13 protein-coding genes are annotated in these 15,767 nt (G+C 68.5%); 9 read left to right on the plus strand and 4 right to left on the minus strand.

Translation table 11 applies throughout. The features are described from left to right. Positions 1 to 58: 58 nt before the first annotated feature. Both ACBJ59_RS25905 and ACBJ59_RS25910 read right to left on the minus strand, forming a co-directional pair. A complete protein-coding gene (locus ACBJ59_RS25905) occupies positions 59 to 1,531 on the minus strand; it encodes a DUF1996 domain-containing protein (protein WP_375112850.1) in 1,473 nt (490 codons plus the stop codon). Beyond that, positions 1,528 to 2,172 (minus strand): DUF4142 domain-containing protein, encoded by a 645-nt coding sequence (locus ACBJ59_RS25910; RefSeq protein WP_375112851.1) that lies wholly within the window; start codon positions 2,170 to 2,172, stop codon positions 1,528 to 1,530. The genes ACBJ59_RS25905 and ACBJ59_RS25910 overlap by 4 nt, the downstream gene beginning before the upstream one ends. 87 nt (positions 2,173 to 2,259) lie before the next feature. Between ACBJ59_RS25910 and ACBJ59_RS25915 the strand changes: the two genes are divergently transcribed. The 4 genes from ACBJ59_RS25915 to ACBJ59_RS25930 all read left to right on the plus strand — a co-directional run bounded on the left by ACBJ59_RS25915 (position 2,260) and on the right by ACBJ59_RS25930 (position 8,837). After that, complete coding sequence (locus ACBJ59_RS25915; protein ID WP_375112852.1) at positions 2,260 to 2,835, plus strand: sigma-70 family RNA polymerase sigma factor; 576 nt, start codon at positions 2,260 to 2,262, stop codon at positions 2,833 to 2,835. Next, a complete protein-coding gene (locus tag ACBJ59_RS25920; RefSeq protein WP_375112853.1) occupies positions 2,835 to 3,035 on the plus strand; it encodes a zf-HC2 domain-containing protein in 201 nt (66 codons plus the stop codon). Before ACBJ59_RS25915 ends, ACBJ59_RS25920 begins: the two co-directional genes overlap by 1 nt. Before the next feature lie 85 nt (positions 3,036 to 3,120). Beyond that, positions 3,121 to 3,924, plus strand: coding sequence for a tryptophan 2,3-dioxygenase family protein (locus ACBJ59_RS25925; RefSeq protein ID WP_364119335.1), 804 nt, complete (start codon positions 3,121 to 3,123; stop codon positions 3,922 to 3,924). Between the two features lie 38 nt (positions 3,925 to 3,962). Further along, positions 3,963 to 8,837, plus strand: coding sequence for an NAD-glutamate dehydrogenase (locus tag ACBJ59_RS25930; RefSeq protein WP_375112854.1), 4,875 nt, complete (start codon positions 3,963 to 3,965; stop codon positions 8,835 to 8,837). Positions 8,838 to 9,053: 216 nt separating this feature from the next. Here ACBJ59_RS25930 and ACBJ59_RS25935 read toward each other — a convergent pair whose 3' ends face one another. Further along, on the minus strand, positions 9,054 to 10,073 hold the full coding sequence (locus ACBJ59_RS25935) for a hypothetical protein (protein ID WP_375112855.1): 1,020 nt from the start codon (positions 10,071 to 10,073) through the stop codon (positions 9,054 to 9,056). Between the two features lie 47 nt (positions 10,074 to 10,120). Between ACBJ59_RS25935 and prfB the strand changes: the two genes are divergently transcribed. After that, positions 10,121 to 11,236, plus strand: coding sequence for a peptide chain release factor 2 (prfB, locus tag ACBJ59_RS25940; protein WP_375112856.1), 1,116 nt, complete (start codon positions 10,121 to 10,123; stop codon positions 11,234 to 11,236). 11 nt (positions 11,237 to 11,247) lie between these two features. Here prfB and ACBJ59_RS25945 read toward each other — a convergent pair whose 3' ends face one another. Further along, positions 11,248 to 11,439, minus strand: a complete 192-nt coding sequence (locus tag ACBJ59_RS25945; RefSeq protein ID WP_375112857.1) for a hypothetical protein — start codon at positions 11,437 to 11,439, stop codon at positions 11,248 to 11,250. A 202-nt stretch (positions 11,440 to 11,641) separates the two neighbouring features. On the opposite strand from ACBJ59_RS25945, the gene ftsE reads away from it, so the two are divergent. From ftsE to ACBJ59_RS25965, 4 genes are read left to right on the plus strand one after another with little or no spacing between them, the layout of a single operon-like run. Continuing rightward, positions 11,642 to 12,331, plus strand: a complete 690-nt coding sequence (ftsE, locus tag ACBJ59_RS25950; protein WP_091079803.1) for a cell division ATP-binding protein FtsE — start codon at positions 11,642 to 11,644, stop codon at positions 12,329 to 12,331. Between the two features lie 20 nt (positions 12,332 to 12,351). After that, a complete protein-coding gene (gene ftsX / locus ACBJ59_RS25955; protein ID WP_364119323.1) occupies positions 12,352 to 13,260 on the plus strand; it encodes a permease-like cell division protein FtsX in 909 nt (302 codons plus the stop codon). A 48-nt stretch (positions 13,261 to 13,308) separates the two neighbouring features. After that, positions 13,309 to 13,776 (plus strand): SsrA-binding protein SmpB, encoded by a 468-nt coding sequence (gene smpB, locus ACBJ59_RS25960; protein WP_364119320.1) that lies wholly within the window; start codon positions 13,309 to 13,311, stop codon positions 13,774 to 13,776. A gap of 20 nt (positions 13,777 to 13,796) precedes the next feature. Next, the gene (locus ACBJ59_RS25965) at positions 13,797 to 15,650 is read left to right on the plus strand and encodes a penicillin-binding transpeptidase domain-containing protein (RefSeq protein ID WP_375112858.1); all 1,854 of its coding nucleotides are present in this window, start codon (positions 13,797 to 13,799) and stop codon (positions 15,648 to 15,650) included. Positions 15,651 to 15,767 lie beyond the last annotated feature (117 nt).

The raw sequence follows: 15,767 nt of genomic DNA on the forward strand, positions 1-15,767 counted from the left end.
AAGGTCGAGTGAGGGTGCGACTCGGAAGGCTGGGTGCCCGTGCGGGCAGGTGTTCAGATCAGCAACGGCGACCCCGGTTGATGCATGAGACGACGAACTGCATCAGCCGGTCGGGCATCACATTGGCGAAGTCCGCGTGGTCGGTGACCGGGTTGTGCTTCTGTTCCGGGAAGGCGTCCAGGGCGTACGACGGACCCTGAGGCACGGAGTACGTGAGGGTCATGCGAAGTTGCGGAATCGCCCTGGTGCCCTGCGGGCAGGCACCACTCTGGTCGGGGAAGACCACGTGCGTGCGGTGATTGGCGCTGTCGGTGTTCTGGCCGTCCCAGCAGCTAGGGAAGTCCAGAATACGGAGCACCTGGCTGCCGCGCGGGCAAAGCGGGTATTTGTCGGGAGTTATGCGGTTTTGGAATCCCGTGCAGCTCCACGCCGCGCGGGCGTTCGCGCCGCCGTTCGTCGCGGCCTTGGCGTCACCCATGATCAGCCTGAGGAACCTCGGCATGGCGACGACCCTGGAGGTGGCGTTGCCGCGGAACTGCAGCGTCACGGCGCGGGCACGCAGCACCTGGCCGACGTTGCCGTCCGGGTCATTGGCGTTCGCGTCCGACTTGCGGTCCCTGAGCACCGGCCAGAAGTACGTGGACTTGTCGCCAAGCCGGCAGGTCGTGCCCGCCGCCGCCAGGCTCTCGTCGGTGGAGAACGCGTCCGTCGACAGGTTGCCCACGTAGTCGTGCAGGTGGTGCGCCCCGTTGCTCACGCCGGGGGCGACGATGAAGTTGTCCGGGTTGTTGTGGCCGTTGCGGTTCGTACCGCACTGGGAGACGAACGTGCCGCGCGAGCCGTTCCTGCCGATCCGCGGGTTGAGCAGGCCGCCGTTGCCCTGCACCTGGCGGATGTCCACGAAGTCCTCGGGGAACGGGCCCAGGTCGGCGCACTCTTCCTCAGCGCCGCCGGTCCCCGTGGGGGAGGGCGAGGGGGATCCCGTGGGGCTCTGCGAAGGCGACGCCGTGCCCCCGTCATCGGGGTTCTGGCTCGGGCTCGGGCTCGGGGACTGGTTGCCGTTGTTGCCGCCGCGACGGCGGGACTGGACCGTGGGGCTCTCCTCCGGCGCGGCCTCGGGGGCCTCCGCCTCCGGCGACTGGCCGTCAGGGGACTGGGCCTCGGGGGACTGCGCGGGGTCCAGCGCGATGCCGCCGCCCTGGGGCGCCTGCTGGTCGCCCTCCTGCTGATCGGTGTTCTGCTCGGGCGCCTGCTGCTGCTGGTCCTGCTGCTGACCCTGCTGGTCCTGGCCCTGCTCGTCCTGCTGCTGGCCCTGGCCCTGGTCCTGTTCCTGGTTCTGTTCCTGGTTCTGTTCCTGGTTCTGGTCCTGCTGCTGGGACTGTCGCGCCTGGGGCGTCTGTGTCGCCTCGGCGGGGTCGCAGTGGTCGGCGAGGGCCGGGGTGCCCACGCCTATGACAGCCGCGGACACCAGGCCGCCGGCCGCCACGGCCAGGGCGGACACGGCCGCGGCCATGCGTCTGGATCTCCTCATGTGTGTCTCCTCTTTTCGACCGCCATTGCGACGGGTGGAGCGGGTGAGGGCGTCGGGGGTTCGGGCAACTGGCTGTGGTCGACCAGTCCGGTGGACTCCAGGTACGCCATGTGGCGCATCACGTAGTTGATGCCTTCCTGGGCGAACTTCCTGATCTCCGAGTTACGCGTCCCGGACCGTACGCCCGCCACGACGGTGAAGACCTTGCCGTGCGCGGCACGCAACAGGTTCGCGAAGTCCTTGTCGAAGGCCGGTCCGCTCTCCGACGCCAGCTGGGCCATCCAGCGTTGCTGGTCGGGATTGGGCTCATCCGGCAGGGCCACACCGAGCCTCTTGGCGACCTGCCGGGTCAGCAGGTCGAGCTCCATGTGCTCCTTCATGATGAGCTGGCCGACTTCCTTCACGCGTTGGGACTCGGCGCGGGTCTTGGCGTACTCGCCGACGGGCATCTCCCACAGCCCGGCCTGGCGTACCTTGACCAGCAGGTCGCGGTCGGCGGCCGTGAGCGGCCCCGACGACGTCTGTGTCCACTGGGCGGCCGCGGGGTCGATCGCCGGCGGCATGACCAGCACGATCGTCACGGCGGCGGCTACGACGAAGCCGCCGAGCATGAACAGCTCGCCGCGCAAAAGCCTGTGCATGGTCGGAGGTACGCGGGCCTACCGGCTGGGGTTCACGTATGGCCGGAGATAGTTAGAAATGACTGGAGTTATCGGAGTGGCTACCGCTTGGATAACGAAGGTGTAAAGATATGCCCCGTGCTAGGTCACCTCGACGGCAGGTTCGAGAGTGCGGATGCCGAGGCGGAGCATCGCATCGCGGTGCTTTACCAGGAGTTCGGCGGCCCTCTGCTGCGACACGTCCGCAAATCCACAGGTAATGACCTTCAGTGGGCCGAAGACGTAGTGCAGGAGACGCTCGTCCGGGCCTGGCGGAACTCGGCAAGACTGCAATGGGAACCAAGCCTCATATGGGCGTGGCTACTGACAGTGGCCCGCCGCATTGTCATTGATGGTCGTCGGCGGAAGAGCGTCCGGCCGCAGGAGGTCGAGCCGCCCGAAGTCGACATGATGTCGGTGCCAGATGGGTCGGAGCGAGCGTTGTCGGCGATGGTCGTCGCGGACGCTCTCCGATCCCTGTCCGAAGAACACCGCGAAGTCATTGAGCAGACCTACCTCCGAGACCGTACGATAAGTGAAGCGGCGGAGATTCTGGGGATCCCGCCGGGCACGGTGAAGTCCCGGCTCTACTACGGGATCCGGGCTCTCCGCGAGCTGCTGCGGGACAAGGGGGTAGCCGGCTGATGCATGACGGGGTGGCCGCCTACGTCCTCGGCGTCCTCGATGAAGAGGAGCACGAGGCCTTCGAGCGCCACCTCGACACATGCGAGCGATGCCAGGCGGAGCTGATTGAGCTTGCCGAGCTGCCGGATCAGCTCGACGAGCTCAAACACGACCCCTCCTCGACTTCCGGCGACGATCCCCCGATGTCGATGTCACGTTGACGTCTGTGCCCTTTTCGGGTGATATCGGTACGGCGAGGCGTTGCGCCCGGTCATGCGTGGCCGGGCGGTCAGGGGGAGGTGTTCGGTGGGCATCGACGGTGATGCGCCCGGGCCCCCGCGTCGGCAGTTCGGCGAGGAAGGCGGCCGGCTGTCGTACGGCGGCTATCTTCGCCTGCCCGAGCTCCTCGCCCAGCAGCAGCCGCAGTCGCAGGCTCCTGACGAGCTGCTCTTCATCACCATCCACCAGGTCTACGAGCTGTGGTTCAAGCTGCTGCTCCACGAGCTGGAGGGTGCCCGCGAGGCGCTGTTCGCCGGCGAGCTCTGGCGTGCCAGGCACCTGTTCCGGCGGGTGCACTCGGTCGAGCGCGTGCTGATCGAGCAGGTCGAGGTCCTGGAGACGATGACGCCCCAGGACTTCCTGGAGTTCCGCGCCAAGCTGTCGCCCGCCAGCGGGTTCCAGTCCGTGCAGTTCCGGGAGCTGGAGTTCCTGTCGGGGCTGAAGGACGAGCGCTATCTCGGCACCTTCAGGCATGCCGGCGAGGAGGAGCTCGCCCGGCTGCGTCGCAGGCTCGCGGAGCCCACGCTGTGGGATGCTTATCTCACCGCCCTCTCCCAGCGTGGCCTGCCGGTCTCGGACGACGAGATCATGGGCTCGCTGCTGGCCGTGGCGAGGGACCGCGGGTCTTACGACGACCTGTGGCAACTGGCCGAGGACCTGCTGACGCACGACGAGACCGCCGCGCTGTGGCGGATGCGTCATGTCCAGATGGTCGAACGCCAGATCGGCACCAAGTCGGGCACAGGCGGCTCGACAGGTGCTCCCTACCTGCGCGGTAGGACACGCCTGCACTACTTCCCGCTGCTGTGGGAACTTAGGGCCTGGCTATGAACAGCCATGGCGAACCCTCACAAAGGAGTGAGAGCGAAATGCCGCTCGACGAGGCCAAGGATGAGCTGCTCCAGCGAGCCGCCGAAAGTTGCGCGGTGAGCAGCGAGCACGTGAGCACCGAGGAGGCTCTGTCCTTCCTGCGCTTCTACTATCGACATGTCGCGCCGGAGGACCTGCTCGACCGCAACCCCGTTGACGTCTACGGCCCCGCGATGTCCCAGAGGCAGCTCGCCGAGGTCCGCCCGCAGGGCAGGGCGGTGGTCCGGGCCTACACCCCGACGCTGGAGGAGAACGGCTGGGACCCCGGCCACTCCGTGGTCGAGGTGGTCACCGACGACATGCCGTTCCTGGTCGACTCGGTCACGATGGAGCTCGACCGGCACGACCTGGGCATCCACCTGCTGGTCCACCCGCAGATGCGGGTGCGCCGCGACATGACGGGCCGGATGCTGGGCCGCGGCCAGGAGGACGTCACCGGCCAGATGCTGGTCGAGTCCTGGATCCACATCGAGATCGACCGCCAGGCCGACTCGGCGGCGCTCAAGGCCATCGAGGCCGACCTGCAGCGGGTGCTCTCCGACGTGCGCCACGCGGTCGAGGACTTCAGGAAGATGCGGGCGCTGGCCGTACAGACCGCGGAAGACCTGAGCATGAACCCGCCGCCGCTGGAGCCCGCGGAGGTCGAGGACAGCCTCGACCTGCTGCGCTGGCTCGCCGACGGGCATTTCACGTTCCTGGGCTACCGGGAATACCGCCTGGAGGACACCGACGAGGGCGAGGCGCTGCGCGCGCTGCCCGGGGCGGCCCTGGGCATCCTGCGCGACGACAAGGTGAGCTCCGAGAGCTTCGCGGCGCTGCCCGCCGAGGTGCGTGCCAAGGCGCGCGAGAAGCAGCTCATGATCATCACGAAGGCCAACTCCCGGGCCACCGTGCACCGGGCCACCTACCTGGACTACATCGGGGTCAAGCTGTTCTCGCCCGAGGGCGAGGTGATCGGGGAGCGGCGCTTCCTGGGCCTGCTCACGCACGTGGCCTACAACGAGTCGATCTCCCGGATCCCCGTGCTGCGGCGCAAGCTGGCCGACGTGCTCGACCAGGCCGGGCTGGCGCCCGACAGCCACGACGGCAAGGACCTCATCGAGATCCTGGAGACGTTCCCGCGTGACGAGCTGTTCCAGACCTCGGTCGACCAGCTCCTGCCGATCGCGATGGGCGTGCTGCGGCTGCGCGAGCGCAAGCAGGTCAAGCTGTTCCTGCGGCGCGACGACTACGGCCGTTACATCTCCTGCCTGATCTACCTGCCGCGCGACCGCTACACCACCAAGGTGCGGCTGAAGATGCAGGAAGTGCTGCTCAAGGCCCTGGGCGGCCGGTCGCTCGACTACAGCGCGATGATCGGCGAGTCGGTGCTGGCCCGGCTGCACGTGGTCGTGCGGGGCGAGCGGGGCAGGCCGCTCCCGCCGCCGAGCGTGGACGTGGAGGAGCTGGAGGCGCGCCTGGCCGCCATCACCCGCTCCTGGGAGGACGACCTGGCCACCGCTCTGGGGGAGATGACCTCGGAGGAGGAGGCGCCGACGCTCATCAGGCGGTACGCCTCCGCCTTCCCCGAGGGCTACAAGGCGGACTTCCCGCCCAAGGTGGCCGTGGTCGACCTCCGGCGGCTGGAGCAGCTCGTCGAGCGGGGCGACGGCGAGGAGGTCGGGATCAACCTCTACGAGCCGTACGACGCGGCCGAGGGGGAGCGGCGGCTCAAGATCTACAAGGTCGGCTCGCCCATCTCGCTGTCCCAGGCGCTGCCGCTGATCCAGCGGCTCGGCGTGGAGGTCGTGGACGAGCGGCCGTACGAGGTCGACCGGGACAACGACCCCGGCACGAAGAACGCCTGGATCTACGACTTCGGGCTGCGCTACACCCCCTCCGACGACGTCGACAGGAACGACTTCAAGCGGCTCTTCCAGGACGGGCTCACCGCGCTGTGGCAGGGCCGGGTGCAGGCCGACGACTTCAACGCGCTCATCCTGGCGGCCGGGCTGACCTGGGAGCAGGTCGAGATCCTGCGGGTCTACGCCAAATACCTGCGGCAGGCCGGGAGCACGTTCTCGCAGCCGTACATGGAGCAGGTGCTCAAGGACAACGTGCGGCTGGCGCGGCTGCTGGTGCGGCTGTTCGAGGCCAAGCTCGACCCGCGGCGGGGCGAGGACGTGCGGGTGGACCTCGTGGAGGCGCTCACCGAGGAGATCCTCGGGGCGCTGGACGAGGTGGCCTCGCTGGACGAGGACCGGATCCTGCGGGCGTACCTGGAGATGATTCAGGCGACATTGCGCACTAATTACTTCCAAACCGTGGATGGACGCCGCAAACCGTACATTTCGCTCAAGTTCGACCCTCAGGCCATCAGCGTGCTGCCGTTGCCGCGGCCGAAGTTCGAGATATTCGTTTACTCGCCCCGGGTCGAAGGCGTGCATCTCCGGTTCGGGAAAGTGGCGCGGGGCGGGTTGCGGTGGTCGGACCGGATGGAGGACTTCCGTACGGAGATTCTCGGCCTGGTGAAGGCACAGATGGTGAAAAATACCGTTATTGTGCCGACTGGGTCTAAAGGTGGATTTGTCGTTAAGCGTCCGCCCAAGTCCGGCTCCCGCGAGGACCAGCTCGCCGAGGGCGTGGCGTGCTACCGGATGTTCATCTCCGGGCTGCTCGACATCACCGACAACCTCGTGGACGGCAAGGTCGTGCCCCCGCCGGACGTCGTGCGGCACGACGGAGACGACACCTACCTCGTGGTCGCCGCCGACAAGGGCACCGCCACCTTCTCCGACATCGCCAACAGCGTGGCCAAGGAGTACGGCTTCTGGCTGGGCGACGCCTTCGCCTCCGGCGGCTCGATCGGCTACGACCACAAGGCCATGGGCATCACCGCCCGGGGCGCCTGGGAGTCGGTCAGGTACCACTTCCGCACCACCGGCGTCGACGTGCAGAACACCGACTTCACCGTGGCCGGGATCGGTGACATGTCAGGTGACGTGTTCGGCAACGGCATGCTGCTGTCGCAGCACATCCGGCTGGTCGCCGCGTTCGACCACCGGCACATCTTCGTGGACCCGTCGCCCGACGCCGCCCGCTCGTTCGCCGAGCGGCAGCGGCTGTTCGAGCTGCCGCGCAGCTCGTGGGAGGACTACGACGCCAAGCTGATCTCGGCCGGCGGCGGCGTCTTCCCGCGGACCGCCAAGTCCATCCAGATCACGCCCCAGATGCGCGAGGCGCTGGGCATCCCGTCGGGCGTCGCCTCGATGGCGCCGAACGACCTGATCAGCGCCATCCTGCGGGCCCCGGTCGACCTGCTGTGGAACGGCGGCATCGGCACCTACGTCAAGGCCGGCGCCGAGTCCAACTCCGACGTGGGCGACAAGGCCAACGACGGGCTCCGGGTCAACGCCTCCGAGCTGCGCTGCAAGGTCATCGGCGAGGGCGGCAACCTGGGCTTCACGCAGCTGGCCCGGATCGAGTTCGCGCTCAACGGCGGGCTGGTCAACACCGACTTCATCGACAACTCGGCCGGGGTGGACACCTCCGACCACGAGGTGAACATCAAGATCCTGCTCGACCAGGTCGTACGCGACGGGGAGCTGACCGACAAGCAGCGCAACCAGACCTTCACCTCGATGACCGACGAGGTCGCCGACCTGGTGCTGCGTGACAACTACGCCCAGAACGTGGTGCTGGCCGCGGCCCGTACGCAGGCCGTCGAGATGCTCCACATCCACGCCCGCTACCTGCGCAAGCTGGAGCGGGACGGGCTGGTCAACCGGGAGCTGGAGTTCCTGCCCTCGGACAAGACGCTGGCCGAGCGGCGGCAGGCCCGGCTGGGGCTGACCGCGCCGGAGTTCTCGGTGCTGCTGGCCTACACCAAGCTGGTGGCCGACGCCGAGCTGCTGGGCTCCGACCTGCCCGACGACCCGTACCTCGCCTCGTGGCTGGTCTCCTACTTCCCGTCGGCGCTGCGGGAGCGGTTCCGCACGTACATGGACGAGCACCCGCTGCGCCGCGAGATCATCACCACCTGCGTGGTGAACGAGCTGGTCAACTCGGCGGGCACCACGTTCATGTTCCGCTTCGGGGAGGAGACCGGGGCCTCGACGCCCGACATCGTGCGGGCGTACCTGGTGGCGCGGGAGGTCTTCGACCTGCCGAGCTTCTACCGGGCCGTGGAGTCGCTGGACAACAAGGTGAGCACGGACGTCCAGATCGCCATGCTGCTGGAGGCACGCAAGCTGGCCGAGCGCGGCGCCCGCTGGCTCCTGGTCAACCGCCGGCCGCCGCTGGACCTGGCGGGGTCCGTCAGCTTCTTCGTCAAGGGGGTCAACGGCCTCGTCGCCCACATCCCGAAGCTGCTGACCGGGCCCGACATCGCGGCCTACGAGGAGCGCCGGGACTCGTTCGCGGCCCGCGGGGTGCCGATGGAGCTGGCCGAGCGGGTGGCCGCGATGGTGCCGGCGTACTCGACGCTGGACCTGGTGGAGATCTCGTCCCTGACGGGGCGGCCGGTCAACGAGGTGGCGGAGGTGTACTTCGACCTGGCCGACCGGCTGCAGCTGTCCCGGCTGCGGGAGCGGGTCATCGCGCTGCCGAGGGACAACCGGTGGAACTCCATCGCGCGTTCGGCCCTGCGCGACGACCTGTACGCCGCGCACGCCTCGCTGACGCGCGACGTGCTGGCGCACAGCAAGCCGGGGCTGCCGCCGGAGGAGCGGCTGGCGCGGTGGTCGGAGACCAACTCGGCGGCGGTGTCCCGGGCCCGGCAGACGCTGTCGGAGATCTGGGAGAGCGACAACTTCGACCTCGCCACGCTGTCGGTCGCGTTGCGCGCCATCCGCACGCTGGTCGCCGCCAGCAACCTCCCCCACACGGAGGCATAGTCACGCGCCGCAAGGGCCGGCCACCCGCCGGCCCCTGCGGGCGGCCTTCCTTTACGCGCTGCCGGGGCCGGCCACCCGCCGACCCCGGCTCGCGTCTGTCCAGGGGAAACGCCCGCTGACCGGTCAGTGGCGCGCCGCCGTTACGGAGCGCATCGCCGGCCGGGTTCCGTGGCACATGGAGCCCGGCGATTCCCCACCAAAGGCGACAGGGGTCGGTCACTGGCCGGAGGCGCGGGTCAGGGCGCCGTCGTGGGCGATGACCGGGGCGGCGGCGGGGGTGGTGAGCGGGGGGACCGCGGTGGCGTACTGGTGCGTCTCGATCAGCTTGAGCGTGCGGCGCAGCACCGGCGTGGTGATGGCCCAGCTGGCCTGCTCCGGCACCGGGATGTAGTCGTCCTCGGCCGTCTTGGTCGTCGTGGTCGTCGTGCGGGTCAGCGAGTATTGGATCAGCGCCCCGCCGTCCTCGGTGCGCAGCGCGTAGACCGGGTAGTTGTCGGCGCTGAAGATCGAGTCGTAGCTGAACCCGTCGTTCTTGGCCTTCTCCCGCTGCGAGGCGATCTGCTCGGCCACGTCGGTGGTGTAGGGCCCCGTCGCGAGCAGGCCGGCCGTGACCCCGGCCGTGCCCGTCTCGGCCACGCTGGCGTGCACGGGGCCGATGAACTGCGGGCTGATCGTGACGGTCTTGTCATCGGGCGCCACGACCGAGGCGTAGCCCTCGGCGTCGAGCTTGATCTTCGGCAGCTCCTGCCCCGGCAGGAGCTCGGCCGCGGAGCTGAGCCGCCAGCGATCGGACTTGGTGAACGTCAGCAGCGCCGGCCGCCCGTCGCGCGTCACCAGCGCGCTGAACCAGGGCGCCCGCTCTCCCTGGGCGAACCTGGGCACGTAGAGCGTCGGCGCGCCCCATCGGAAGCGCGGCGGCGCGTAGCCGGTCGCCAGGAAGGCGGCCACGGCGATCTGCGACTGCCCGCCGGTGGTGACGTCGTTCTTGACCATGTCGAGCCGGCCCTCCAGGGGGCCCTTCACCCGCAGCGCGTCGTCGGTCGCGATGATCGCCGAGAACTCCTCGGCCGCCTCGGCCCGCGTGACGGCGGGCGGCGCGGGGGAGGGCGACGCGGTCGCGGAGGCCGCCGCGGCCGACCTGGTCGGCGCCGGTTGGGCATTGCCGGTGCAGGCGGTCACCGCGGCGAGCAGGCCGGCGGCGAGCGCCAGCACCCCTCGCCGACCGTATGCACGCACCTGGCCATGTTATTCGGGCCCGCGAGGGTCGCGTACCCTTGGGAGACGTGGCAGGCATCGATCCGGCAGAAGAGATCAACGAGCTCGCGGGCACGCTCCGCAGCATCCAGGACGTTCTCGACCTCGACGCTATGCGTAAGCAGATCGAGGAGCTGGAGCAGCAGGTTGCCGCCCCAGACCTGTGGGACGACCCTGAGCAGGCCCAGAAGGTCACCAGCAAGCTCTCCCACCTCCAGGGCGAGCTCAACCGTGTCGACGGCGTCGCGCGCCGTCTCGACGACCTGACGGTCCTCTACCAGCTCGCGGCCGAGGAAGGCGACGACGATACGCGCGCCGAGGCCGACAAGGAGCTCGAGTCCCTCAAGTCCGACATCGGCGCGCTGGAGGTGCGCACGCTGCTGTCGGGCGAATACGACGCCCGCGAGGCGCTCATCACGATCAACTCCCAGGCGGGCGGCGTCGACGCGGCCGACTGGGCGGAGATGCTGCTGCGGATGTATCTGCGGTGGGCCGAGCGCAAGGGCTACTCCACAGAGGTCTACGACACCTCCTACGCCGAGGAGGCCGGCATCAAGTCGGCCACCTTCACCGTCAAGACGCCCTACGCCTACGGCACGCTCCGGGGCGAGCACGGCACCCACCGGCTGGTCCGCATCAGCCCGTTCGACAACCAGGGGCGGCGGCAGACCTCGTTCGCCGGGGTGGACATCGTGCCGGTCGTCGAGCAGACCGACCACATCGACATCAACGAGGACGAGATCCGCGTCGACGTCTATCGCTCCAGCGGCCCCGGCGGCCAGGGCGTCAACACGACCGACTCGGCGGTGCGCATCACGCACCTCCCGTCCGGCATCGTGGTCTCCTGCCAGAACGAGCGCTCGCAGCTGCAGAACCGCGCCACGGCCATGAACGTGCTCCAGGCCAAGCTGCTCGAGCGCAAGCGGCAGGAGGAGGCGGAGAAGATGTCGGAGCTGCGGGGCGCGACCACCACGTCGTGGGGCACGCAGATCCGCAACTACGTGCTCCACCCCTACCAGATCGTGAAGGACCTGCGCACCGGCACCGAGGCGGGCAACCCGTCAGCCGTGCTCGACGGCGACATCGACGGGTTCATCGAGTCGGAGATCCGCTGGATGCGGCGGCAGGAGTCTGAGTCCGCCTAGTCCGCCTAGGCTCAGAGGCCGCCCAGGTGCTTGACCGCCAGTGTCAGGAAGAGCAGGGCCAGCAGGAGCAGGATGATGAGGGCGGGTGACAGCCCGGCGAAGCCGTGGTTGTGCATCCGCTCTCTGTTGGCGCGGCACAGGGCACAGCGGCCCTCGATCACGGGGTGGGCGCACTGCGCGCATACGAGGTGTTCACAACTCATGTCAGCCCCAAGTCTAGCCGCACAATCGTTTTGTTTCCGTTATGGACGTTCCATGCCAGTCTTCCCCCTAGACTGTCGTCTGGCCAATCGGAACGTCGATCATCAGTAAAGACGACGCCCCCGATCGGCCGGTGGCGGGAAGTGGGCATGTGCCACCCTCGCTTCCGTCCTGACCCCTAGACTGGCATGCCGTGATGCTCTCGTGATCCATTTCGATAATGTCACCAAGGTCTACGCGAACCAGAACCGGCCCGCCCTCGACCACGTATCCGTTGACGTGGACAAGGGTGAGTTCGTGTTCCTCGTCGGTCCCTCGGGATCAGGCAAGTCCACGTTCCTGCGCCTGATCCTGAAAGAGGAGCGGCCCAACTCCGGCGCCATCCACGTCGCCGGCAAGGACCTGGCCCGCCTCTCCAACTTCAAGGTGCCGCACCTGCGCCGCCGCATCGGCTGCGTGTTCCAGGACTTCAGGCTGCTCCCGAACAAGAACGTCTACGAGAACGTGGCGTTCGCCCTCGAGGTCATCGGTAAGCCCCGGCGGTTCATCCGCAAGGTGGTGCCCGAGGTCATCGAGCTGGTCGGCCTGGAAGGCAAGGCCCACCGCATGCCCGACGAGCTGTCCGGCGGCGAGCAGCAGCGCGTCGCCATGGCCCGCGCGTTCGTCAACCGGCCGATGATCCTGCTGGCCGACGAGCCCACGGGCAACATCGACCCCGCGACGAGCATCGGCATCATGAAGGTGCTCGACCGCATCAACAGGACTGGCACCACGGTCGTCATGGCCACGCACGACGCGGCCATCGTCGACTCCATGCGCAAGCGTGTGGTGGAGCTGGAGGACGGCAAGATCGTCCGTGACCAGTCGCGTGGCGTGTACGGCCAGGCGTACTGACAGGGAGCTGCAGACACAACATGCGGGCGAATTTCATCTTCTCCGAGGTCTGGATCGGCCTCCGTCGCAACCTGACCATGACCATCGCCGTGATCATCACCGTGGCGGTCGGCATGGCGATGCTGGGCGTCGGCCTGATGATCAACAGCCAGGTCGGGCTGATGAAGGGCTACTGGGACGACAAGGTCGAGATCTCGGTCTTCCTCTGTAAAAAGGGGACGGCCATGCCGGCCTGCAACGGCAAGGCGATCACGCCCGCGCAGACCAAGGCGCTCCAGGAGCACATCACCAACACCCAGGGTGTCAAGGAAGTGTTCTTCGAGGACGAGACGACTGCCTACGAGAACTTCAAGCAGTCCTTCTCCTCCAACAAGGCCCTCGTGGACGCCACCAAGGTCGAGGACCTGCCGCAGTCGTTCCGGATCAAGCTCGAAGATCCGGACAACTACCAGCCCGTCATCCAGGCCGTCACGGGTCAGCCCGGCGTCGCCCAGGTGATGGACCAGAAGCAGCTCATCGCCCCGTTCTTCAGCCTGCTGGACACGCTCGCGATCGCCGCCCTCACCGTGGCCATCGTCCTGGTCCTGGCCGCGGCCCTGCTGATCGGTAACACGGTCCGGCTGTCGGCGTTCAACCGGCGCCGGGAAACGGGCATCATGCGGCTGGTCGGCGCGTCCAACCTCTACATCCAGCTGCCCTTCGTGATGGAAGGCGTCATCGCCGGTCTCGTCGGCGGCGTGTTCGCCGCGGTCATCCTGATCATGGCGAAGGTCTTCCTGTTCGACGAGGTCGTCAGCTTCTTCGGCGACGCCACCGCCGCGCTCGGCTGGAACGACCTGGCCCAGACGATCACGCTCACCATGATCATCGGTGTCGTGATCTGTATTCTGGCCTCGTTCGTGACGCTGCGCCGCTACCTCAGGGTCTAGCCGTGCGCATGGGTCGTCATCGTCCCTGTCGCCGGTAAAGTCAGAAGCATGCCACGTGAGACCGGGCGGAAGGTCATCGCCCAGAACAAACGTGCTCGGCACGACTACCACGTCGAGGACACTTTCGAGGCGGGTCTCGTGCTGCAGGGCACCGAGGTGAAGTCGCTACGCGAGGGCCGCGCCTCGCTCGTCGACGGCTACGCCAGCATCGACGGGAACGAAGCGTGGCTGCTCAACGTCCACATCCCCGAATACTCGCAGGGGACGTGGACCAACCACGCGGCGCGGCGCAAGCGCAAGCTGCTGCTGCACCGCAAGGAGATCGAGAAGCTCGCCGCCAAGACGAAGGAGGGCGGGCTCACGATCGTGCCGCTGGTCCTCTACTTCAAGGACGGCAGGGCCAAGGTCGAGATCGGCCTGGCCCGAGGCAAGAAAGACTGGGACAAGCGGCAGTCGCTGGCGGAGCAGCAGGCCAAGCGTGAGATGGCCCGGGCTCTGCGCCAGCGCAACCGATGAGAGCGGCGGCACCCTGACCGATGAGACGCGCCCGCCGCATTCTGGCCGCGACCGCCACCCTGGCGGTCGCGAGCACCACGCTGACCGGCTGCTTCGAGGAGCCCTCGCCGCACGACGCGGTGCGCGACTTCCTCGTGGGCTGGCAGTCGGAGGACTACGACCTGGCCGCCGGTCGCACCGACGGCGACCTGGCGACGGTGCGCAAGGCCCTGGCCGACGCCAAGCTCGAGCTCGACGCGGCCTCGTTCCGCTTCAAGATCACTAGCGTGGGCGTGACCGGCGACGAGTCCAAGGCCAACTTCCACGCCGAGGTGGACCTGGGGGAGAACAACCCTCTGTGGGAATACGACGGGGTGCTGCCACTGCACCTGGTCGACGGGGTGTGGAAGGTCCGCTGGTCGCCGTCCGTGCTGCATCCGCAGCTCAAGGAGGGGCAGCGCTTCGCGGTCGCCACCGACCCCAAGCCGCGCATGCCGGTGGTCGACAGGACCGGCGACGCGCTGCAGACCGACACCGTCCTCTACGTCGCCGGCGTCGTCCCCGGCAGGCTGGGCGACCAGGCCGAAGAGGTGGTCGCGCAGCTGTCCGAGGTCACCGGCTACGCCCAGGACCGGCTGCTGAGCCGCGTCAGGTCGTCGCCGCCCGACACGTTCGTGCAGCTGGTGACGTTCGGGCGGTCGCGCTACCAGTCGATGCGGGCGAAGCTCGACGCCATCGACGGCATCGAGGTCAACCCGCAGAACCAGCCGGTCAATCCCGACGCGCCCCGGCAGATCGTGGGCAGCGTCAGCGCGCTCACCCCGGAGACCGAGCAGAAGCTCGGCGGGCCGCAGCGGGCCGGTGACTCGGTGGGCAAGAGCGGGCTGCAGCAGGCCTACCAGGACTATCTGACCGGCTCCACGGCGACCAAGGTCATCACGCTCGACCTCAAGACCGGCCAGGAGGTCACCAAGCTCAAGGAGTGGCCGGGCCGGCAGAACGTCTCGGTGAAGACCACGATCGACCGGGGCGCCCAGGCGGCGGCCGAGCAGGCGGTGGCCGACACGGAGACGAGCGCGCTGGTGGCGGTGCAGCGCGACACCGGCGAAATCCTCGCGGTCGGCGCCAAGGGCCTGCACCAGGAGCGCGACGCGCTGGCCGGCAAGTTCCCGGCCGGGACGGCGTTCTCGATCGTGGCCGCGGACGCGCTGCTCAGGGAGGGCGTGAGCACCAAGCAGCGGCTGGCCTGCCCGCAGGAGCGGACGGTGGGCGGGGCCAAGTTCGTGCACACCAGCCAGTCCACCGCCACGACGTCGGCCACGTTCCAGGACAACTTCGCCAAGGGCTGCGTGACCGCGCTGGCCTCGCTGGCCCGCCGCGTCACGGCCGACGACCTGGCCAAGAGCGCCAAGGCGTTCGGCGTGGGGCAGCCGTGGCGGCTGCCGCTCAAGTCGTTCAGCGGCTCGCTCCCGCAGCTGGCCAGCGACGCCGACAAGGCCAAGGCCATCGCGGGCCAGAACGTCGAGGTGAGCCCGCTCAGCATGGCGCTGGTGGCCGCGACGGTCGCCTCGGGCACCTGGCGCCCGCCCGTGCTGGTGACCGACCCCAAGTCGCCCGACCCGGCGGCCCAGTCCACGCCGGCCACCCAGCCGGCCCCGGTGGCCATGAGCCCGGAGGTCCGCACCGCGCTGACGGCGATGATGCGGGCCGGTGCCGTCGGCACGCCCGCCCAGGCGGGCAAGGGCACCGTCTACGGCGTCACGGCGACGGCGGGCAACCAGCAGAGCTGGTTCGTCGGCTGGCAGGGCGACGTGGCGATCGCGGTCCTGGCGAAGAACTACAACGCCGGAGCTGTGGCCGGGAGCTTCTTCGCGGGCCTGGGCAACGCATCGTGAAATTGTCGCGACGCTGAGCAACCATCCGGACCTCCGGTTGCGTCTTACTCAATGACTGGGCCCGCTCGGGGGGTTGCGGTTCCAGTCGCCGTGATGAGATCAGGACTTCATCTCGGG

This window comes from Nonomuraea sp. MTCD27 (assembly GCF_041950495.1).
In the GTDB taxonomy this organism is placed as follows: Bacteria; Actinomycetota; Actinomycetes; order Streptosporangiales; family Streptosporangiaceae; genus Nonomuraea.

Coding starts and splice junctions, on each gene's coding strand:
- ACBJ59_RS25920 (WP_375112853.1), top strand. CDS start 2,835: ATGCATGACGGGGTGGCCGCCTACGTCCTCGGCGTCCTCGATGAAGAG.
- smpB (WP_364119320.1), top strand. CDS start 13,309: ATGCCACGTGAGACCGGGCGGAAGGTCATCGCCCAGAACAAACGTGCT.
- ACBJ59_RS25930 (WP_375112854.1), top strand. CDS start 3,963: ATGCCGCTCGACGAGGCCAAGGATGAGCTGCTCCAGCGAGCCGCCGAA.
- ACBJ59_RS25965 (WP_375112858.1), top strand. CDS start 13,797: ATGAGACGCGCCCGCCGCATTCTGGCCGCGACCGCCACCCTGGCGGTC.
- ACBJ59_RS25945 (WP_375112857.1), bottom strand. CDS start 11,439: ATGAGTTGTGAACACCTCGTATGCGCGCAGTGCGCCCACCCCGTGATC.
- ftsX (WP_364119323.1), top strand. CDS start 12,352: ATGCGGGCGAATTTCATCTTCTCCGAGGTCTGGATCGGCCTCCGTCGC.
- ACBJ59_RS25910 (WP_375112851.1), bottom strand. CDS start 2,172: ATGCACAGGCTTTTGCGCGGCGAGCTGTTCATGCTCGGCGGCTTCGTC.
- ACBJ59_RS25905 (WP_375112850.1), bottom strand. CDS start 1,531: ATGAGGAGATCCAGACGCATGGCCGCGGCCGTGTCCGCCCTGGCCGTG.